The sequence below is a fragment of the Cellulosimicrobium sp. NPDC057862 genome (assembly GCF_042797035.1).
In the GTDB taxonomy this organism is placed as follows: domain Bacteria; phylum Actinomycetota; class Actinomycetes; order Actinomycetales; family Cellulomonadaceae; genus Cellulosimicrobium.
Map to the genome: position 1 here is coordinate 1 of NZ_JBHVMH010000003.1, position 19,595 is coordinate 19,595.

The 19,595-nt window shown below is 71.8% G+C and carries 20 protein-coding genes and 2 pseudogenes; 10 read left to right on the top strand and 12 right to left on the bottom strand.

Annotated elements, in window-relative coordinates; genetic code table 11:
• Positions 1-146 precede the first annotated feature (146 nt).
• Positions 147-1,364, bottom strand: a pseudogene (locus tag ACFVN3_RS05510) (IS30 family transposase).
• A 182-nt stretch (positions 1,365-1,546) separates the two neighbouring features.
• Here ACFVN3_RS05510 and ACFVN3_RS05515 point away from each other — a divergent pair.
• Positions 1,547-2,128, top strand: coding sequence for a recombinase family protein (locus ACFVN3_RS05515; protein ID WP_378231422.1), 582 nt, complete (start codon positions 1,547-1,549; stop codon positions 2,126-2,128).
• Positions 2,129-2,165: 37 nt separating this feature from the next.
• On the top strand, positions 2,166-3,254 hold the full coding sequence (locus ACFVN3_RS05520; RefSeq protein WP_378231424.1) for a hypothetical protein: 1,089 nt from the start codon (positions 2,166-2,168) through the stop codon (positions 3,252-3,254).
• A 22-nt stretch (positions 3,255-3,276) separates the two neighbouring features.
• Here ACFVN3_RS05520 and ACFVN3_RS05525 read toward each other — a convergent pair whose 3' ends face one another.
• A complete protein-coding gene (locus ACFVN3_RS05525; RefSeq protein ID WP_378231426.1) occupies positions 3,277-4,143 on the bottom strand; it encodes a hypothetical protein in 867 nt (288 codons plus the stop codon).
• A 167-nt stretch (positions 4,144-4,310) separates the two neighbouring features.
• Between ACFVN3_RS05525 and ACFVN3_RS05530 the strand changes: the two genes are divergently transcribed.
• Positions 4,311-4,526, top strand: a complete 216-nt coding sequence (locus ACFVN3_RS05530; protein ID WP_378231429.1) for a DUF2188 domain-containing protein — start codon at positions 4,311-4,313, stop codon at positions 4,524-4,526.
• Between the two features lie 3 nt (positions 4,527-4,529).
• Complete coding sequence (locus ACFVN3_RS05535) at positions 4,530-4,655, top strand: hypothetical protein (protein ID WP_378231431.1); 126 nt, start codon at positions 4,530-4,532, stop codon at positions 4,653-4,655.
• 24 nt (positions 4,656-4,679) lie between these two features.
• On the opposite strand, the gene ACFVN3_RS05540 is transcribed toward ACFVN3_RS05535, so the two are convergent.
• Entirely contained in the window at positions 4,680-5,969 is a 1,290-nt protein-coding gene (locus ACFVN3_RS05540) for a hypothetical protein (RefSeq protein ID WP_378231433.1), read from the bottom strand.
• A gap of 131 nt (positions 5,970-6,100) precedes the next feature.
• On the opposite strand from ACFVN3_RS05540, the pseudogene ACFVN3_RS05545 reads away from it, so the two are divergent.
• Positions 6,101-6,397 (top strand): annotated as a pseudogene (locus tag ACFVN3_RS05545) (ATP-dependent DNA ligase); the annotation flags it as partial.
• An 11-nt stretch (positions 6,398-6,408) separates the two neighbouring features.
• Positions 6,409-6,786 carry a hypothetical protein gene (locus ACFVN3_RS05550; protein ID WP_378231435.1) on the top strand — a complete coding sequence of 126 codons (378 nt, stop codon included), beginning with the start codon at positions 6,409-6,411 and terminating at the stop codon, positions 6,784-6,786.
• A gap of 197 nt (positions 6,787-6,983) precedes the next feature.
• Here the strand turns inward: ACFVN3_RS05550 and ACFVN3_RS05555 are convergent, their stop codons facing one another.
• Positions 6,984-7,139 (bottom strand): hypothetical protein, encoded by a 156-nt coding sequence (locus ACFVN3_RS05555; RefSeq protein WP_378231437.1) that lies wholly within the window; start codon positions 7,137-7,139, stop codon positions 6,984-6,986.
• A 728-nt stretch (positions 7,140-7,867) separates the two neighbouring features.
• Positions 7,868-8,101: a hypothetical protein gene (locus ACFVN3_RS05560; RefSeq protein WP_378231439.1), complete on the bottom strand. Its 234-nt coding sequence runs from the start codon at positions 8,099-8,101 to the stop codon at positions 7,868-7,870.
• A 267-nt stretch (positions 8,102-8,368) separates the two neighbouring features.
• On the opposite strand from ACFVN3_RS05560, the gene ACFVN3_RS05565 reads away from it, so the two are divergent.
• Positions 8,369-8,905 carry a hypothetical protein gene (locus ACFVN3_RS05565; protein ID WP_378231441.1) on the top strand — a complete coding sequence of 179 codons (537 nt, stop codon included), beginning with the start codon at positions 8,369-8,371 and terminating at the stop codon, positions 8,903-8,905.
• A gap of 550 nt (positions 8,906-9,455) precedes the next feature.
• Here the strand turns inward: ACFVN3_RS05565 and ACFVN3_RS05570 are convergent.
• Together ACFVN3_RS05570 and ACFVN3_RS05575 are read right to left on the bottom strand one after the other, a co-directional pair.
• A complete protein-coding gene (locus tag ACFVN3_RS05570) occupies positions 9,456-11,561 on the bottom strand; it encodes an elongation factor G (RefSeq protein ID WP_378231443.1) in 2,106 nt (701 codons plus the stop codon).
• Between the two features lie 119 nt (positions 11,562-11,680).
• Positions 11,681-12,514: a MerR family transcriptional regulator gene (locus ACFVN3_RS05575; RefSeq protein WP_378231445.1), complete on the bottom strand. Its 834-nt coding sequence runs from the start codon at positions 12,512-12,514 to the stop codon at positions 11,681-11,683.
• Between the two features lie 197 nt (positions 12,515-12,711).
• Here ACFVN3_RS05575 and ACFVN3_RS05580 point away from each other — a divergent pair, with 197 nt between their 5' ends.
• A complete protein-coding gene (locus ACFVN3_RS05580) occupies positions 12,712-13,497 on the top strand; it encodes an SAM-dependent methyltransferase (RefSeq protein WP_378231447.1) in 786 nt (261 codons plus the stop codon).
• Positions 13,498-13,559: 62 nt separating this feature from the next.
• Here ACFVN3_RS05580 and ACFVN3_RS05585 read toward each other — a convergent pair whose 3' ends face one another.
• The 5 genes from ACFVN3_RS05585 to ACFVN3_RS05605 all read right to left on the bottom strand — a co-directional run bounded on the left by ACFVN3_RS05585 (position 13,560) and on the right by ACFVN3_RS05605 (position 16,438).
• Positions 13,560-14,240: an HAD family hydrolase gene (locus ACFVN3_RS05585; protein ID WP_378231449.1), complete on the bottom strand. Its 681-nt coding sequence runs from the start codon at positions 14,238-14,240 to the stop codon at positions 13,560-13,562.
• Positions 14,237-14,614, bottom strand: a complete 378-nt coding sequence (locus ACFVN3_RS05590; protein ID WP_378231451.1) for a hypothetical protein — start codon at positions 14,612-14,614, stop codon at positions 14,237-14,239. Before ACFVN3_RS05590 ends, ACFVN3_RS05585 begins: the two co-directional genes overlap by 4 nt.
• Positions 14,615-14,679: 65 nt before the next feature.
• Complete coding sequence (locus ACFVN3_RS05595) at positions 14,680-15,210, bottom strand: DinB family protein (protein WP_378231453.1); 531 nt, start codon at positions 15,208-15,210, stop codon at positions 14,680-14,682.
• 50 nt (positions 15,211-15,260) lie between these two features.
• A complete protein-coding gene (locus tag ACFVN3_RS05600) occupies positions 15,261-15,635 on the bottom strand; it encodes a pyrophosphatase (protein WP_378231455.1) in 375 nt (124 codons plus the stop codon).
• 29 nt (positions 15,636-15,664) lie between these two features.
• A complete protein-coding gene (locus ACFVN3_RS05605) occupies positions 15,665-16,438 on the bottom strand; it encodes a YwiC-like family protein (protein WP_378231457.1) in 774 nt (257 codons plus the stop codon).
• A 258-nt stretch (positions 16,439-16,696) separates the two neighbouring features.
• On the opposite strand from ACFVN3_RS05605, the gene nrdD reads away from it, so the two are divergent.
• Together nrdD and nrdG are read left to right on the top strand one after the other, a co-directional pair.
• On the top strand, positions 16,697-18,898 hold the full coding sequence (nrdD, locus tag ACFVN3_RS05610) for an anaerobic ribonucleoside-triphosphate reductase (protein ID WP_378231459.1): 2,202 nt from the start codon (positions 16,697-16,699) through the stop codon (positions 18,896-18,898).
• A gap of 2 nt (positions 18,899-18,900) precedes the next feature.
• Positions 18,901-19,494 (top strand): anaerobic ribonucleoside-triphosphate reductase activating protein, encoded by a 594-nt coding sequence (gene nrdG, locus ACFVN3_RS05615; RefSeq protein ID WP_378231461.1) that lies wholly within the window; start codon positions 18,901-18,903, stop codon positions 19,492-19,494.
• Positions 19,495-19,595 lie beyond the last annotated feature (101 nt).

Below are 19,595 nucleotides of genomic sequence, written 5' to 3' on the forward strand. Positions count from 1 at the left end.
CCGCAGCCCCACCGAGTTCGAAACCCTTCACACCGCCGCCGACCTCGCGGCATGATCAACCAACAGAACCTGTCCGGGAAACCGGGTCAGGCTCCCCAGTGCGTCCGGGGCTGTTCCGGTGGGATCAACCTTCGAGTGTGGCAGCATCACCCTCGCGACGCGAGCAGGGGTACGCGCCCGGGTGCCGCCGTCTCGGTCTGGCCGGGCTTGAGTCTGAGTCGTCGCGACGTCGTCCAGAACAGCTCGTCGGGCGACGCCCAGTCCAGCACGCGACGCGGTCGCTGGTTGAGCAGCTTCTGGATCCGGTCGAGGTCATCGCCGGTCGTCACGGCGAGATTGGTGCGGCGTGGGAGGTACTGGCGCAGGAGGCGGTTGGTGTTCTCGTTGGTGCCGCGCTGCCACGGGCTGCGTGGGTCGCAGAAGTACACCGGTGCGTCGATGAGCGCGCTGAGAAAGGCGTGGTCGGCCATCTCGCGACCGCGGTCCCACGTCAGGGACTTGCACATGCCCGGAGGCACGTTGAACTGTGCACGGGCCACGGCGATGCTGACGTCCTTGGCCTTGATCCCATCCGGCAGCGGCACGATCTTCAGGTATCGGGTGGTGCGCTCGACGAGCGTCGCGACCGCGCTCGGGCGCTTGCCCATCACGAGGTCGCCTTCCTAGTGGCCGGGCTCGATCCGGTCGATCACGGTGGCGGGGCGGTGGTGGATCGAGACCATGTCGCGCAGGTGCCCGCGCCCGTGCGAACGCTTCACCAGCCGGGGCCGTCGCATCGTGCGACCGGACCGCAGTCGCCGGTACGTGCTCTCCGGCAGGTTCCGCGACGCCGGCAGGTACACGGCGCGGTAGATCGTCTCGTGCGAGACCCACATGCCAGGCTCATCGGGATGTTCACGGCGGAGCCACGCCGCGATCTGCTGTGGGGACCAATCCAGCTCGAGCCGCGAGAGCACCGTCGCCCGGAGCCGCTGGTCGCTTGCGAGGCGTGGCGCCCGTGGGCGTCTGGCTTCGACGCGGGCGCGCTCGTCGGCTCGCGTCGCACGGTAGTCGGCGCGCCCGCCGTTGCGGGCGATTTCGCGCGAGACCGTCGACGCCGATCGACCCAGCCCTTCGGCGATCGCCCGGGCAGAGAGACCAGCGGCGATCCCGCGCGAGATTTCCTCCCGCTCACCTGGGCTCAGGTGCCGTGGGGACCGTCTCGGTAGCGAGGGCCGCACTCCGCCGTGGCGCAGCAGGTATCGGCGCACGTGGTGCTCCTGGAGGCCGGCCCGATCGGCGATCCGCCGGAGGGACTCGCCCTCGCGCCACGCCTTCCACACCACGTCCTGTACTGCCGCTGGCAGCGACGTCACCACACCCATCCCGACCTCCACGACCACGCATCATCCACCCTCGTGGCGCGTTGATCGGTTGAGACCGCCACCGTTTTTCGGACACCGCGACCGCCGCCGCGACACGCCGAGAGAACATGTCGCAGAACTAGTGTCCGGAAACCCCTGGTGTCGCAGAACGCGACCCGGGGGGTTTCGCTACCGTCGCCGCCATGGCACACACCTACGGGTACGCCCGGGTCTCGACTACGGCGCAGAACCTCAACGCCCAGGTCGACGCGCTCACCGGCGCCGGCGGCGTCGACGTGCGCGACGTCGTCGTGGAGAAGGCCTCCGGGCGCCGCGAGGACCGGCCCGAGCTTGCCCGGGTCCTCGCTCAGCTGCGCGACGGAGACACGCTCGTCGTGACGAAGCTCGACCGGCTTGGCCGGTCCGCCGCGCACGTCGCGCGCCTGGTGCGCGACCTCGACGAGCGCGGTGTCACGCTCCGCTCGCTCACGGAGACGCTCGACACCTCGAGCGCGGCCGGGCGGCTCATGGTGCACGTGCTGGCCGCCGTCGCGCAGATGGAGGCCGACCTCGCCCGGGAGCGCACGCTCGACGGCCTCGCCGCGGCTCGCTCCCGGGGGAGGGTCGGCGGGCGCCCCACCGTCATGACTCCGGACCGCATCGAAGCCGCGCGCGTCGCCCTGGCCGGCGGACAGTCACGCGCAGCGGTCGCCCGGGCCCTCGGCGTCTCCCGAGACACCCTGTACCGGCACCTGGCACACGTCGAGTCATACCGCTCGTCCTAGTGAGCAGATAATCGAGGCCCGACTGAGGAGGTCCCGCATGTCCCTGCCACTTGACGACCCGGACTTCGAGCTCGTTTGGCCCCTTGACATCTTCCGCGACGAGCTGGACGTGGTGCTCGCAAACCGGAGCGCACGGGCGGCCAAACATCTCCTGCGTGAGGCATTCGCGAGTCCTCGGATGGCCGAACTAGTAGAGCAGGGTGAGCAGTTCGAGGACGAGTTCCTCGTCGCGACTGACGTCCTCGGGCCAGCCCGAGAGCTTCGGAAACGGATCAGTGAGGTGCGCGAGCAGAAGCCGCCCAAGCCCTATTACAACCAGCGCTCGCTACCCTCGTCGGCGCCGCCGAGGGTGCCCCGGGTCCAGCTCGCCGGGGACGCTTTCGCCCGCCTTGTGAAGGAGATGGACAAAGCCGGCTACTTCGACAAGGGTCTGGGGCCAGACTGCGTCGATTTCCATCGCGCACCCCCCTCGCTCCTGCTTGAGGAGCGACTCGGCGTACCTGATCTGTGGCCGCTGTGGCCTGGTGAATGGAGCGAGGAGCTCTTTTACTCACTCATCGAGGTGTTCCACGATCTTGTCGCACGACCGCGGGTCGTGGAGCGCTACCACGACTTCTCGGACTGCGGAGAGCACTACGGGCAGTACGCAGTGAAGCCGGGCCGCGCCCTGTACGTCGCCCGCGTGAACTCGATCCTCGAGCGGAACGGGTTCAGCGTGCGCCTCGCACCTTACGGTGAAGATGCCGGGCGCGTCGTCGTTGCCACTGACGACGCCCGAGGCGATCTCCTCGAGCGCTCGATCGCCGGCTCCGACGCCGATTCAGACGACGTCCGCCACGCCATCGGTCTCTTCCGTTCTCGGGAGGCAACGCGCGTTGAGAAGAAGTCCGCGGTCGTGACGCTTGCGGGTGTCCTCGAGATCGAACGCAACCTGCTCGAGGAAAAGCTGCTGAGCAAGGACGAGGGTGCTCTCTTCACGATTGCGAACAAGTTCGCGATCCGGCACCAGCGTGCAGACCAGCAGCCCGACTACGACGATGCCTACCTCGACTGGATCTTCTGGTGGTACCTCGCAACGGTCGAGCTCGTCCGATCCCTCCGTCAAAGAGGCGCCGCGCAGCCGTAGCTTCAGCGGTGTGACACGGGGTTCATCCGACGCGCCCCGCCGAAGCGTCGTCGACCCACAGGAGGAAGCCGGTCGCGACGAGGACGGCCTGTACAGCGTTGCGCTTGCTGAACTGGCGGCCCGCGGCCGAGTGGGTGGTCGCGTGCCGGGAGTAGGCCCACGGCACGGGGTCCTCCCAGTGTCGGTAGTTCGCGTGGGAGCCGTAGACCGGTATGAGTGCGAGAGGCTCGCTCACGCGGAAGCCGTCAAGGACGCTCTGGTCCCGGTTCTTCTCCCGGCCGGTACGGGTGACCGCCTCGCGGATCGTCTTGTCGTCGAGGACGAGTCGGGTGGCTCCGTCGAGCGCCGCCGTCGCAGCGGCCTGTGCTGCGATCAGGTGCCCGGTGCGCGCCGCACCGATCGCATCGCGGAGCATCACCACGGTGAACTCGAGCCCGCGAGCTGTTACGGCGTCGAGCGCGCTGCCACAGTCGTCCAGGATGAGAGTCGCCGCGTCGCCCAGGATGCGTCGACGCGCCGGTGCGTCTGGCGCCCTCAGGAAGCGGCGAGCGACAGCAATCCGTGGCACGCCGTACAGGCTGATTCCTTCGTCCCGGCCCATTTCGATGGCTGACACGAGCGGGAGGTCAGATCCAAGCGCGCGCAGGTTGGGGGGCAGAGAGCGCGCGAGCAAGCGCGCGACGTCGAACTGTCCGACGAGCTGTCGCCGGAGGTGGCCCATCATCGCGTTGAGCGCATCGACGATCGGCGAGAGCTGCTGAGAGGGCGGCGGCGCCCATGCCCGGCCAATCGCGGCGATCGCTTCACGCAGGCCCGGGTTCAGGTCCCACTCGCCGATCCGGAGATACAGGTCTGCCATTGTTCGTGACGGCTCGGAGGCAGGACTCATGCGAAGGAAGAGTAGGCGTCGAGGCCTGTTTGTCGCCGCGCCGCTGCGCCGTGTCGCTGAGTCGCACCTGCAACCCGTCGAGGTTTGCCCGGATGTGGGAACGTGCGAGAACCGCGGGGTCGTTCCACGGTGGTCTGACCACCGACGGAGTGGGGTATCCCGTGGCAGTGACGATCGAGCTCTATCACCAGGACGACCAGTGGAACGTTCGCCGTCAGGGCGAGCGTGAGCCGCTGTCGAACCACGCGACGAAGGACGACGCGGTCGCGGCCGGGCGCGCGGCCGCCGAACGTGAGGGGGCCGAGCTCGCGATCAAGAACCTGGACGGGACGATCGCGCAGAAGGACTCCCACGGGCACGACCCGCGCAACGTCCCGGGCTGAGCGATGGCCGGCGCGAGGGCGATGCCGTACGACGTCGCCCTCGCGCGCGCCGTCGAGCAGATCCCCGCGCCGAGCGCGCTCGAGGGCGGCTGCCGCTACGAACCCAAGTGGGACGGCTACCTTCACTGAACACATGCGATTGGTGAGCGAGGGCTACGCCCTTTCGTGAGTGCTCGGCCAAGTCCACCGCGTGAGCGCGTCACGCAGCGATGCCCGAACGTCCTCTGGTCTGGCAGCGTGGGTAACGACGCTATGCCATGCGCGGAACAGGTCGCGGGTGTCGATCAGCGCGCCGGGCGCATCGGTGAGCGCCTGAAGATCTCCATCGGACGGCAACGCTGTCGCACGTGTCGAAGGATCGGTGCCACGTTGGACGTTCACGACGTGCCAGACGGTGCGTGGAGGTCGGCCGCGCTCCATCGCAAAGTAGGTCGTCGGCGCCTGAGTGACCTGATGCACGTCGTTTGCCTTTGCACCCTTCGCGTAGCCCTTGACCTCAACCAAGGACTCCCACTCAGGGACGGCAGGATCGGTGACGCGCAGGTCCTCGAGCCGCCGCCCGTGCACCTTGTGGTGCTCTTCGTCGAGCTCTTCGACATCGAACCCCAACGTGGTCAGCGCATCCAGAACGGCGTGTACGAGTTGGTCACCATCCTCTGTGAGCAGTCGCCACACGCCGGCAGCCGCGTCGTCGCGGCTCGCTTGGATTCTTGCCGATGCGTCCGCGATGTCTTGCTCGGCCTGCGCGACCAGACGGTCGCGCTCAGCAACTCGTTCCCGCCTCGCCTCGTGTGCACGCGCGAGGTCTGGTGTTGCCCAGGTCGTGCCTGCCTGCCAGTCAGGCTCGCCCGGGAACCGTGCCGCGTCCACGCGGTGCAGCACGTCCAAGACGTGCAGCACCCATTCGCGATGTCCGCCTGTCTCGGGCGGCAGGGCCCACGTCAGCCGGCCGTCGTGCCGTTCTGCCACGTGGCCGTACACGTACTTCTCCTGGCCGAGGTGCACCAAGGGCACCACCCGTCCACCCAAGTCGCCGTGCTCGGCGTCTGTGAACTGGAAACCCTCCTGGGACCAGTGCACAGCAGCCCAGGTCGCGCGGGGGGTCTGTTGGATGTTCGGGAGAATCGTCTGTTCGATCAGCGCACGGTGCTCCTTCGCGATGGCGTTCTCCGCGACGTTGAAGGCCCGGGCATGGTTGTCCGGCGAGCGTCGCACGAGCGTGACGCCTGCGAAGTCGACATAGCCGAGACCAAATCCGAGCACGTGCCAGTCGCTGTCAACCAGCGGTCGGCGTTCGAAGGTCACGAGGAGATCGTGGTCCGACGGGTGGACCTTGTCCTTCGCACCGATGAACGTATGCGTTCCAGGCAGATTCTCGAAGTCGCCCGCGATGCGCTCGGGGACCGACTGGAACAGGATGCGCGGCAGTACCTCGTTGTGCACAGCAAGAGCGTAGGGTGCGGATCAAGATGTGACGGCTTCTACCTCGCCGCGAGAACTCACGGGTCCAGTCAACTCACCGCGCGGCCGCGGCGGTGCAGGACGACGGCGCGCGCGTCTAGTCCCGCCGCGGAACGGACCTGACGTCAACGTTCCCCGAGATCGTCGCGGCGCTCGAAGCCCAGCTAGACCCCGGCGTCGTCCTCGACAGCGAGCTCGAAGTTTGGCAGGACGGCAGGCTGGCGTTCGAGGTCCTGCAGGAGCGCATGGGCCGCGGCCCGCGCGCGGCAGCGGCCGCCGCCCAAGCCCGCCCGGCGTCCCTGGTCGCGTTCGACGTCCTGGAGCTCGGCGGCCGCGACGTGCGGGCTGAGGCGTTCGACGCCCGGCGGGCGCTGCTCGTCGAGCTCGGGCGATGTGGCGGCCGCCGCTGACCCTGTCGCCCGTGACCGACGACGTCGACGAGGCGCGCGAGTGGTTCGAGACGTACACAGCGGTCGGTGTCGACGGCCTGGTCGTCAAGGGCGGCGCCCAGCCCTACCGCGGGGGAGAGCGGTCCTGGTTGAAGGTGAAGCACCGCTCGACCGTCGACGTCGTGTGCGCCGCGGTGACCGGCACCCTGTCCCAGCCCCTGGAGATCGTCGCCGGCCTACCGATCGGCGGCGATCTGCGCATCGTCGGCCGCACGACGCCGCTCACGCCCGGCGCACGGCGTCGACTCGCGCCCCTGCTGCACCGGCCCACCGGAGAGCACCCGTGGCTGGCACGGATCAGTCCAGGGACGTTCGGGTATTCACCGCGCGGTCGGCGCCGATCGATCTGACCCTCGTCGAGCCGTTCGTCGTCGAGGTCTCCGCCGACGTCGCCTGGTCCGGCAAGTCCTGGCGCCATCCGCTCCGCTTCGTGCGCGCCCGGCCCGAAGTCCCGCTCGAGGAGGCCCTGCCGCCAGCGGCGGGACCAGGGTGAGGGAAGCCGGCTTGCTGGGCACCGCCTCAGACGGTGCCCAGCTCACCGGTTCGGCTACGTGCTCGCGACGAGCAGCGGGAGCGTGTCGCTCACGCAGGTCGCGACGTCGGCGGGGACACCGCCTGACATCAGGAGCACCAGCAGGATGATGACGAGGCTCGACTGGGGAGCCCCAGGACGGGGGTCCCCGCCCCCAGGAGAAACGGGCATTTCGCTCCATGTGTGGACAGAGGAGTCAGCCCATACGTTCCGACACGTTTACAGCGTGTACGGTGTCGATTGACGATCGAAAACCGCGTGACGGCACGACGGGATGCTCCCGGTGTATACGGACCGCGTACGACAGGGTCGGTCCAGGTGCCAGCCTGGTCCGGCCCTTCGTCGTACGCGCAACCGCCGGGGCGGAAACTGCACCGGTGTGATTCGCCGGTTGGCCTCCGTCCCCTGAGGTCTGCAACGACTCTACCTGTGGAGTCGTACACGCGGCACCGCACTAGATGTCGTGGTCGAACACCGCCCCTCTGCATGTGCTAGGCGCCCTGAGCACGGGATCCTCGGAAATCCGCGGCTCAGCGGCGTGAGGCGGGCACGGACGCTCAGCGGGGCCCCGTCGGACTCGTGTCGTAGATGTGTCGTCCACAGGGCCGAAATTGCCGCGCGCGTACGGTCGTAGAACGTGTTCAGGCCGCGCCGGGGAGGGTGTTGCATGCCCAGGACGACCTCGACGCTCGTACATGCCGGAAGGAGCATGGACACCCGATCTTGCGAAGGTCGGCAGCTCGTCGTCGGTCGCCGTGCAAGCCGCCTCACGCGGTGTACGCGCTCGAAGTCGAGAGGAGTGCAGCGGTCGGCCTCGTCGTGTGGGTCGCCCGGGTAACCTCTCGCACACGACGCCCCGACCACATCCCCCTGATGGTCAGGGCTCGGCGCCTCTGGGCTCAGCGGCGCTCGACGGCGTCGGCCCAGAGCCACGCCCACCCCTCCCGCCCTTCGCGGGAGACGTAGCGCACGTGGACCTGGCGGCCTGCCCACGCGACAGCCTCGCCATCAACGCGGGCCTCGCCGCTCTGGCGCTGCGTGATCCACGCGCGCACCGGGATGCCCTCGGGCGGGCGGACGATGGCCCCGCCGCGGCGCGCGAGCTCGGGCGCTTCTTCGGCGTGGTCGCGCATCGGGACCGTCTCAATACCGGACGGCCAGCCGCCCGGAGGCGGACGTCGACGAGTACCCACGACACGATCATATTCGAACACCAGTTCGAATCACGGCGTAGACTGAACGAATGACGGCGACCGCTCTCGACCCGCTCGAGGTGGCTCGCGCGGGCCCTGCGCGGCGCCGACGGGTCGACGCTGGGCGCCGTCGACCTCGACGACGCCCCGCGGCCGCTCGGCGCGATCCTCGACGACGGGCGACTGCCGCGCGGTGCCGCAAGCGTCGTGACGGGGTCGGCGTCGCTCCTGCTCGCGCTGCTCGCGACGTCGCAGGGGTCGTCGGACTGGCTCGCCGTTGTCGGAGCACCCGACCTCGGGATGCTCGCGGCCGCCGACGCCGGCGTAGTCCTCGAGCGCGTCGCACTCGTGCCGCGCGCCGGGGACGATCCTGCCGGCGTCGTCGCGGCCCTGCTCGACGGCATGACGTACGTCGTCGTCCGGCCAGACGCCTGGCTCACGGCGTCCGAGCGTCGGCGGCTGCTCGCACGGGCGCGCGAGCGCGGCTCGGGGCTCGTGTGCATGGGCCCGTGGGCGCAGGCCGCGGTGCGCCTCGACGTCGTCGCACACCGGCGGTCCGGCACCGATGCTGGCGACGGCTACCTCCGGCGGTGCGAGCTCAACGTCGCCCGCACGGCCCGCGGCATCACGGACCGGTGGACACTCACGCTCCCGACACCGGGCGGTCTCCTGGTCGAACCCGTCGAGGGGCAGGCGCGGCCGGCGACGTTGACGCGGCCCTGGCCGCTGCGCCTGGTCGGGTGAGGGCTCGGCGCGCAACGGCTTCGACATGGCACGATGCCGCGATGGAACCCCACCCCAGCGCACCACCGCCGTGCGCTCCGCCGGGGAGTGGCGGCCCTAGCCGTGGCCATCGCCGCGGTGCTGTCGTGGCCACTCAGCGGTTGGTGGGCGAGCTGGTCAGGCCCGGAATGGTGGGGCGCCGGGGTCTGGGTCGGAATCGTGGTGGCGGTCCTGTTCTTCGTCGTCGCGCCAATCTCCCTCCTCGTAGCAGCCGTCTGGTTCCTGGTCGCGTGGAGACGGCGCAGCCCAGGCGCCCACTGACGGCCCGGGCAGCCGTTCTGCGTGAAGGGCGCCCTGCGGTCAGATCGCCCGTGCGGCGGAGCCGAGCTAGCCCCGTCGCGGCGCGCCCTGGATCGCCGACGAGTTCGCCGGCACGGCGCCCGCAGGGGAGGCGGCACCCGAGGTCGCCATCGGCCTCGACGACCGGCGAAACGGTCGAAATATGGCATAAGGTACCTTATCGGCGCCAAACTGGTGACGGTCGCACCGCGACTCGCCGAGGTGCACACCCCTAGCGACTCGCCCCGACGCCGCCGGGAAGGACCTCGTAGCGGTCGGGGGTGGCGGTGAACGACCCGCGCCCGCCGGTGATCGAGCGCAGGTCGAGGACGTAGCGGGTGAGCTCGGCCTCGGGCACGAGTGCATCGATGCACACGCGGCCGTCGGGCAGGGAGTCGGTCGCGGTGATGTGGCCGCGGCGCGCGGAGAGGTCGCCCATGACGTCGCCCTGCGCGTCGGACGGGACCGTCACGGACACCGCGGAGACGGGTTCGAGCACGACCGTGCCCGCGGCCGCGAGCGCCTCACGGACCCCGACCCCGCCCGCGGTGCGGAACGCCATGTCGGACGAGTCGACGGAGTGGGCCTTGCCGTCGAGGACCTCGACGCGCAGGTCGACGACCGGGTAGCCGTGCGGCCCGCCGCCCTCCATGGCCTCGCGCGCGCCGCGCTCCACGGCCGGGAGGTAGTGGCGCGGCACCGACCCGCCGACGACGGAGCTGACGAACTCGAAGCCCTCCCCGCGCGGGAGCGGGGAGACACGGAGCTGGACGACGGCGAACTGCCCGTGCCCGCCCGACTGCTTCTTCACCTTGCCCTCGACCTCGACGGCGCGCGTGAGGGTCTCGCGGTAGGCGACCTGCACGGGCTCGGTCGTGACGCGCACGCCGAACGAGCGCTCGAGCCGCTCGACGGCGACGGCGAGGTGCGTGTCGCCGAGGCCCCCGAGCACGGCCTGGGAGCCGGTGAGGTCGACATGCAGCGTCGGATCCTCGGCGCGCAGGCGGGTCAGCGCGGAGGAGAGCTTGTCGTCGTCGGACTGGGACACGGGCCGCAGCGCGACCGCGTACACCGGGGGCCGCTCGGGGAGGTCGCGCGCGGACACGGGCGCGCGCCGCGCCCCCAACAACGTCCCGGTCGAGGCGGCCGAGAGCTTCGCGACGGCGGCGACGTCACCCGCGACCACCCGGTCGACGGCGACATGCTCGCGCCCGCGCAGCCGGAAGATCCCGTGCACGCGGTCCTCGGCGCCGGTCGCGGTGCTCACGAGGCGGTCGCCCGTCGCGACGGACCCCGAGAGCACCTTGAACACCGACACCTGGCCCACGAACGGGTCGACGACCGTCCGGAAGACGTGCACGAGCGCGTCCCCCGCGGGATCCGCCGCGACCTCCGTCGTCGCGCGCGCCGACGGGGAGCCGTCGGCGCCGCCCGACCCCGCGCCGTCGGGCAGCGCGACGACCGCCGCCCGGTCGGCGGGCGACGGCCCGAGCTCGCACACGAGGTCGAGCACCCGGTCGACGCCGACGCCCGTCATCGCGGACGCGAGCAGCACCGGCACGGCCTCGCCCGTGAGCATCTCGTGGGCGAGGGTGCGCTCGAGGTCGGCCGCACCGGGCTCGTCGCCCGCGAGGTAGGCCTCGAGCTGGTCGTCGTCGTGCGTGACGATCTCCTCGACGACCTCGTCGTGCAGCGCGTGCTCCTCGTCGCGCACGTCAGCGGGGACGTCCTCCTCGTGGGTGCGCCCGTCGCCGTCGTACTCCCGTGCGCGCTCGGTGAGGACGTCGGCCACGCCGTGCAGCGACTGCTCCTCGCCGAGCGGGAGCTCGAGCGGCACGAACGGCGCGTCGAGCGCGCCGCGCAGCGCGCCGAGGACGGTGCGAAAGCTCGCCCGCGCGCGGTCCTCCTGGGAGACGACGACGAGGCGGGGTATCCCCGCCTCGTCGCAGCGCCGCCAGACCTCCTCCGTGCCCGACTGGACCCCGTCGACGGCGCTCACCACCACGACCGCGAGGTCGGCCACCGCGAGCGCCGCGTCGACCGAACCGGCGAAGTCCGGGGACCCCGGGGTGTCGAGCAGGGTGACCTGGTGCGTGACGCCGCCGGGCGGGCGCCAGTCGAGGTGCGCGACGCCGAGGCTCACCGAGATGCCGCGGGCGACCTCCTCGGGCTCGTGGTCGCAGACGGTCGTGCCCTCGGCGACGGAGCCGGCCCGCGGGATCGCGCCCGCACGATGGAGGAACGCCTCCGCGAGCGTGGTCTTGCCCGACCCGCTGTGCCCCACGAGGGCGACGTTGCGGGTCGTGGCCGGGCCGGTGGACGTCGACGTCGTGGCCATGGCTGCCTCCTGGCGGGCGGCGGGGCGCCGTGTCCCGCCAGGCTTCCAGGCTAGTGACGTCGCGGTGATCCCGCCCGGGCCGATGGTCCCGGGTCGGGATCCCCCCGCGTCGGCGCTCCTCAGAGGTTGCGCTCGACGTAGACGCGCAGGGCGTCGCGGACGAACGTCGCGCCCTCGACGCCGCCGTAGTTGAGCGCGAACCGCGGGTCCTCGACGTACATCTCGCCGAGGCCCAGCAGGTAGCCCCGCAGCGGCCCGGGCTCGTGCGCCGGGTTCGCGGGCACCGTCTGGAGCCAGTCGACGTGGCGCCGCGCGAGCGCCTGCGCCTCGTCCGACGCCGGGTCGACGCCGGCCTCCGCAGCCGCCGTCCAGTCGCCGTTGAGCCGCTCGACGCGGTCCTTGAAGGCTGTCTTCTCCTCGTCGCTCAGGCCGCTCCACCAGGAGTGTCCGCGCGCGTACGCGTCCTTGCCCCAGCGGTCCTCGACCTCGGCCTGGTACTGCGTGTGGTCGAACCCGTCGAACATGTCGTCCGCCATGAGCTCGCCACCTCCTTCCATCGTGGTGATCGTCCGTTCGACCGACGCGATCTGTCGCGCCAGCCGTTGCCGCTCCGCCCGCAGCCACTCGAGGTGGCCGCGCAGGGCCCGCACCTGGGCGTCGCGCTCGGCGGTGCCCGACGGCGGTCCGTCGCCCCCGGCGCCCGACGCCCCGTCGAGCGCCTCCTGGATCGCGGGGAGCCCGAGGCCGAGGTCGCGCAGGAGCAGGATCCGCTGGAGACGCACGAGCGCGTCCACGTCGTAGTGGCGGTAGCCGTTCGACGCGACGCGGCTCGGGCGCAGCAGCCCCACCGCGTCGTAGTGACGCAGGGTGCGGCTCGTCGTGCCGGCGAGGCGCGCGACCTCCTGGATGGACCAGTCGGCCGTGCGCTCGCTCGTCGTTCCTGCGGGGTGCATCTCCCGCCTCCTCCCACGGTCTCGGTGACCCGGCAGTCGCCGAGTGCGGCAACGAGGACCACGCTAGAAGTTGACGCTACGTCAAGGTCAACACCGTCGTTCAGACGCGGCGTCCGGGCACGGCGGGGAGGCGCCGACGGGCGTACCGTCGGAAGAGAGCGCCCGCGGGTGGACGCGCGACGAGCACGGAGGCCGGCATGGCCGCGACGGAGCAGGTACGGCAGCACTACGCCGGGAAGGACCTCTCGGCCCGCCTCCTCGCCGCCGCGGGAGCCGGCGACGGACCGGTGACGGTCGACGCGCTGTCTCCCTACGACCAGCTGCACGCGGGAGGCGCCGCCGCGACGTCGGCGCTCCTCGACCTCCTCGGCCTCGCGCCGGGCGTCTCGCTGCTCGACGTCGGGTGCGGGCTCGGCGGACCGGCGCGACTCGCCGCCTCCCGGCACGGCTGCCACGTCACCGGTGTGGACCTCAGCCCGGACTTCGTGGACGCCGCGCGTGAGCTCACGGCGCGGGCGGGGCTCGCCGGCCTCGTGACGTTCGCGCTGGGCGACGGCGACCGGCTGCCCTGCGACGACGCGTCGCACGACCGCGCGATGCTCGTCCACGTCGGCATGAACGTGCCGGACAAGGCGGCCCTGTTCGCGGAGGTGCACCGGGTCGTCCGCCCCGGCGGACCCTTCGGCCTGTACGAGCAGATGCGCGTGGGCCCCGGCGACCTGCCGTTCCCGATGCCGTGGGCGGTCGACGCCGCCACGTCGTTCGTCGAGACCCCCGACGCCTACACGGACGCGCTCACCACGGCCGGGTTCGACGTCCTGCGCATCGACGACCGTCGGGCGGCGCTCGCCGCGGCCGGAGGCCCGGGACAGGACGGTCTCGTCGTCGTGTTCGGCCAGGAGTTCGTCACCCGGATCAGCAACAACGTCGCGGCGACGCGCACCGGGCTCCTCGCGCCCGTCGTCGTGCTCGCGCGCGCCTGAGCGCCCCCGCCGTCCGCGCCGGCCAGGAAGGCCGTCCGCATCGTCCGGGCAGGCGGAGCCCGTCAGCCCTCGGGCTGCGCCCGGTGGAGCACTGGGGCTACGTGCGCCCGGGCGAGCTGGCCGCGGCGGGCGCGACGGCGGTCGTCGGGACGCCCGCCGAGCTCGCGACGGTCCCACGCGACCCCGACGCACGGGACCCCGTGGGCGGCGGCACCGAGGACGTCGTGCTCGCGGTCGCCGACCATGACCACGCGCCGGGCGGCGCCGAGCGACGCGAGCGCGTGCGCGACGACGTCGGCCTTGGTGCTGCGCGACCCGTCGAGCGTCGCGCCGAACACGTCGTCGAGACCGCGGTCGAGGTGTGCGTCGAGCCCGAAGTGGGCGACGATCCGCCGTGCCATCGGCTCCGGCTTCGACGTCGCGACGGCGAGGCGCAGCCCGGCCTCGCGGAGCGCCGTCAGACACTCGGGGATGCCGGGGTAGACCGCGTTGTCGAGGAGGTTCCCCGCCGTGTACACGTCGCGGTAGGCGACCACGGCGTCGGCCACGCGGTCGACCGGCACGCCGTGCGCCGCGAACGACTCGGCGAGCGGCGGACCCACGAAGCCGCGGAGCACCGGGTCGGCCGGGACCGGGAGCCGCAGTGCGCCGTACGCGTGCCGCACCGACGCGAGGATCCCGGGGGCCGAGTCGGTGAGCGTGCCGTCGAGGTCGAGCAGGACGAGGTCGTCGCGCGCGCTCATCCGGCCGACGCCGCGTCGCCGGCGGGGCCCGACGTGCCGGGGTCCTCAGGACCGCGGCCGGGGGCTCCGGAGGCGCCAGGCGCCGTCGGTGCGGTGCCACGCCCGACGAGGAACCCGACCGCGCCGCCGACGAGCAGGGCGCCCGCGCCCGCGAGGAACGCCGCGCGCCCGACACCGAAGACGCCGGACGGGACGAACGCCGTGCCGGAGACGGGGGCGTACGCGAACCACCCGAACGACGCGGGGCGGCTCGCCACCCAGGACGCGGCGACCAGGAGCCCGACGCCGACCAGGAGGAGCGCGGCGAGCACGACGGTCGCGACGCGCGGGCGGCGAGGAGGGGGAACGGACGAAGGCTGCTCGGGAGCGGTCACACGGGCCATCGTCCCGGGCCCGCGGTGCCGAGAGCAACCGCCGACCCGGCACGGTGGCCCGCGGGCTATTCCCCGACGGTGCCGTCGATCGCCTCGCGGAGCAGGTCGGCGTGGCCGTTGTGGCGGGCGTACTCCTCGATCATGTGGACGAGGATCCAGCGCAGGTTCCACCGCTCGCCCGTGTGCCGGTCGGGCAGGGCGCTCAGCCGGTCCAGTCCGCCGTCGGCGAGCGCGTCGTCCAGGATCGCGTCGGAAGCAGCGACCGCCCGGTCGAACAGCATGCGCAGCTCCTCCGGGGAGTCGCCCGCCGCCGTCGTCCAGTCCCAGTCGCGGTCCTCGGCCCAGTCCGCCGTGTCGAAGGGCGCCATGAGCGGTTCGTCGAGGAACACCTGCGAGAACCACTGGGACTCGACGAACGCGAGGTGCTTGAGCAAGCCGCCGAGCGTCATCGACGAGGGCCGGAGCCGGTGGGCGAGCTCGGTCGCGTCGAGGCCCGACGTCTTCCAGCGCAGCGTGTCGCGGTGGAAGTCGAGGAAGCCGCGCAGCGTGTCGACCTCGTCGGCGCTGACGGGCGGGTCGGTGCGGTGGTCGGTCACGGCGTCACCCTAGCGGCGACACCGCCGCGAGCGAGGCCATCCCTCGGCGGTCAGCCGCGGAGCTCCGCCTCCCAGACGAGCCACTTGCGCCGCACCGCCGCGTCGACGTCGACGCCCTGGGAGCGCGCGAGCAGGAGCAGGTGCGCCAGGACGTCGGCGACCTCGTCCGCGAGGGCCGAGGCTCCGTCGTCGGGCACCGCCGTCGCGTCAGGAGCCGCCGCTCCCGACGGCGACGCCGCCCCACGCGGGCGGGTGCGCCCCGTCGCGACGAGGAACGCCTGGGTGAGCTCCCCGACCTCCTCGGCGAGCTTGAGCATGAACCAGTCCGGGTCACGATCGACGGCGAACTTCCGTGCGTAGAGCGCCGAGACGGCCTCGACGCGCTCGCCGAGGCCGGAGAGGGTCAGGGGCGCGTCGTCGTCCATCGGGCCAGTGAACCAGCGAACGCCCGGGGCTACCGCACGACGAGCGCGACGGCGAGCAGCAGCACGGTCGCGACGATCTCCCCGATCCCGACGGCCTTCGGGCTCAACGGTCGGCCCGGCAGGACCGCCGCGCGCACGGTCGCCGCGGCGAGGAACGCCGTCGCCCACCACCACGTGGGGTCGTGCACGACGGCGACCACGCCCGCCGCGACGGTGACCCCGGCGTGGTACCCGACCGACGCGACGACGTACGGCCGCACGCCGCGCTCACGGATCATCGTCTTGACGTAGAGCACGGTCCCGAAGAGGTAGGCGAGCAGGAGCGCGGCGACGAGCCACACCTCCGCCGGGACCACCAGCACGGGGGTGCCCGGCTGTCGGCACGCGGCGTACGCGATGACCGTCATGAGCGACGCCGCGACGGTCATCGCGCCCCCCGCGGCGACGGACCGCTCGGTGCGCTGCGCCGACGCCCACAGGCCGAGCGCGAGGAACGGGAGGAACGCAGGGGCCCACAGCGCGAGCGCCGGGTCGAGCACGAGGACGACCGCCGCGAGCACCACGGTGATCGCGCCGTAGGTGAGCATCGGGCGGCGGTATCGCGGTCGGCGTCGCGACTTGAGCCACAGCCCGGCCGCGAAGTAGGCGAGGTAGCCGACGAGCCACAGCGCGCCGAGCGCGACGGTCACCGGCCGGAACCCGGCGTCCTGGACCCCCCGGACCGTCCCGGCGACGAACGGCAGGAGCAGCATCGGCCACGCGCCGTGCTGGTTCGGCACCCAGCCGGGAGGACGTCGGGACACGACCCGACGCTAGCGCCGCGTCGCGCGGCCCCGACCGCGAGAAATCCCCGTCGCGCCGGGCCGCAGGACCCGCCCCGTCGGGACCAACGTCCCGACCTGTCCCGCGGTCACCGCCACGCCGGGGATCCGCGTCGCACGCGGTCGCCGGACTAGATATGGTGGCGCAGCCGTGATCCAGACCCCACATGTTGGGGTGCGGTCCGTCTCGCAACCCCTGCGGGACGGAGACGAGAACTCGGTGGGCAGAGGGGACGAGCGATGACCACCATCGAGCTCGACCAGGCAGCACCGCGCAGCACGACCGCCACGCTGGAGGTCCTCAAGCGCGACGGCAGACGGCGGCCGTTCGACGACGGCCGCATCCGCGCCGCCGTGACCAAGGCCTTCGCGGAGGTGCACGGCGACCTCACCGCGGCGCACCGGAGCCGCGTCGACGAGGTCGTGGACCGCGTCGACGAGGAGATCGCCGCGCGGTTCGTCGGGGCGGTCAAGATCTACGAGATCCAGGGCGTCGTCGAGCACGTGCTGCTCGAGTCGCACGAGTACGACGTGGCGCGCGCCTACATCGACTACCGCGTCCAGCGCGACTTCGCGCGCAGCCGCGCGACGGACCTCAACCACTCGATCGTGCGGCTGCTGGACAAGGACTCCACGGTCGTCAACGAGAACGCGAACAAGGACAGCGAGGTCTTCAACACCCAGCGCGACCTCACGGCCGGGACCGTGGGCAAGGCGATCGGGCTGCGGATGCTGCCGCCGCACGTCGCGAACGCGCACCAGAAGGGCGACCTGCACTACCACGACCTCGACTACCACCCGTATGCGCCCATGACGAACTGCTGCCTCATCGACTTCCGGTCGATGCTGTCGAGCGGCTTCCGGATCGGGAACGCGCAGGTGGAGCCGCCGCGCTCGATCCAGACCGCGACGGCGCAGATCAGCCAGATCATCGCGAACGTGTCCTCCAGCCAGTACGGCGGGTGCTCGGTCAACCGCATCGACGAGCTGCTCGCCCCGTACGCCGAGCGCAACCTGGAGAAGCACCTCGCAGACGCGCGCCGCTGGATCGCCGACGAGTCCGCCCACGAGGAGTACGCGCGCGAGAAGACGCGCAAGGACATCTACGACGCGATGCAGTCGCTGGAGTACGAGATCAACACCCTGTTCACGTCGAACGGGCAGACGCCGTTCACGTCGGTCGGTTTCGGTCTCGGCACGGGCTGGCTGGAGCGCGAGATCCAGCGCGCGATCCTCCAGATCCGCATCCGCGGGCTCGGGAGCGAGGGCCGGACGGCGATCTTCCCCAAGCTCATCTTCACGCTGCGCCGCGGGGTGAACCTCGACCCCGGCGACCCCAACCACGACCTCAAGCAGCTCGCCGTCGAGTGCGCGACGAAGCGGATGTACCCCGACGTGCTGTCGTACGACAAGATCGTCGAGCTCACGGGGTCGTTCAAGGTGCCGATGGGCTGCCGGTCGTTCCTCCAGGGTTGGCAGGACGAGCACGGCGAGGACGTCTCCGAGGGCCGCATGAACCTCGGGGTCGTGACGCTCAACCTGCCGCGCATCGCGCTCGAGGCCGACGGCGACCTCGACGCGTTCTGGCGCCTGCTCGACGAGCGCCTGGAGACCGCGCACGACGCGCTCGTCTTCCGCATCGAGCGCTGCAAGGAGGCGACGCCGGGCAACGCGCCGATCCTCTACGTGCACGGCGCGTTCGGGGAGCGCCTCGCGCCGGGCGACGACGTCGACCGGCTGTTCCGCGACGGCCGCGCCACGGTCTCGCTCGGGTACATCGGGCTCTACGAGGTCGCCGCGGCGTTCTTCGGGGGCGCCTGGGAGCACGACCCGCGGGCCAAGGAGCTCACGCTCGACGTGCTGCGGTCCCTGCACGCGCACGCCGCCGGGTGGACGGCGCGGCTCGGCTACCGGATCAGCGTCTACGCGACGCCGAGCGAGAGCCTCACCGACCGGTTCTGCCGCCTCGACCGCGAGCGGTTCGGCGCGGTGCCGGACATCACGGACAAGGACTACTACACGAACAGCTTCCACTACGACGTCCGCAAGAACCCGACGCCGTTCGAGAAGCTCGACTTCGAGGCCGAGTACGCGCGGTACACCTCGGGCGGGTTCATCCACTACTGCGAGTACCCCGTGCTCCAGCAGAACCCGAAGGCCCTGGAGGCGGTCTGGGACTACGCCTACGACCGCGTGGGCTACCTCGGCACGAACACGCCGATCGACCGCTGCTACGCGTGCGGCTTCACGGGCGACTTCGACCCGACCGCGCGGGGCTTCGCGTGCCCGTCGTGCGGCAACGCCGACCCGCGCACGTGCGACGTCGTGAAGCGCACGTGCGGGTACCTGGGCAACCCGCAGCAGCGCCCCATGGTGCACGGGCGCCACGCGGAGATCTCCGCGCGGGTGAAGCACCTGCCCGACGGCGCAGCGTCGGCGTGACCGTGGCACGCACCCCCGGCCCTGGCTGGCGCTCGGACCGCGTCAGCCAGGGGTACGTCGCGGACTACAAGCCGTTCGTCATGGTCGACGGCGAGGGTGTGCGCTGCTCGCTGTACGTGAGCGGGTGCTTGTTCGCGTGCGAGGGCTGCTTCAACGAGGCCGCGTGGAGCTTCCGCTACGGCCGCCCCTACGACGACGCCCTGGAGGACCGCGTCCTCGCCGACGTCGCGCACCCCGCCGTGCAGGGCCTGTCCCTGCTCGGCGGGGAGCCGTTCCTCAACACGGGCGTGTGCCTGCGGCTCGTGCGCCGCCTGCGCGCCGAGCACGGCAGCCGCAAGGACGTGTGGTGCTGGACCGGCTACACGATCGAGGAGCTGCGGGAGGGCACCGCGGACCAGCGCGCGCTGCTCGCCGAGATCGACGTGCTCGTCGACGGCCGGTTCGAGCTCGCGCGCCGCGACCTCACCCTCGCGTTCCGCGGCAGCACCAACCAGCGCGTCCTCGACGCGCGCGCGACCCTCGCGACGGGACGCGCCGTCCCGTGGCCGCACGTGCCCGACGCCGGGCGCGCCTCGGGTGCGGACCTCGCCTCGTAGCGGTCGGGGGGGGGGGGGGTTGTGGGCGGGCGGGCGCCGGGGGGGGGGGGGCCGGGACCGACCCCGCCCCGCCGCGGGCAGGAAGAAAAAAAAAAAAGAAA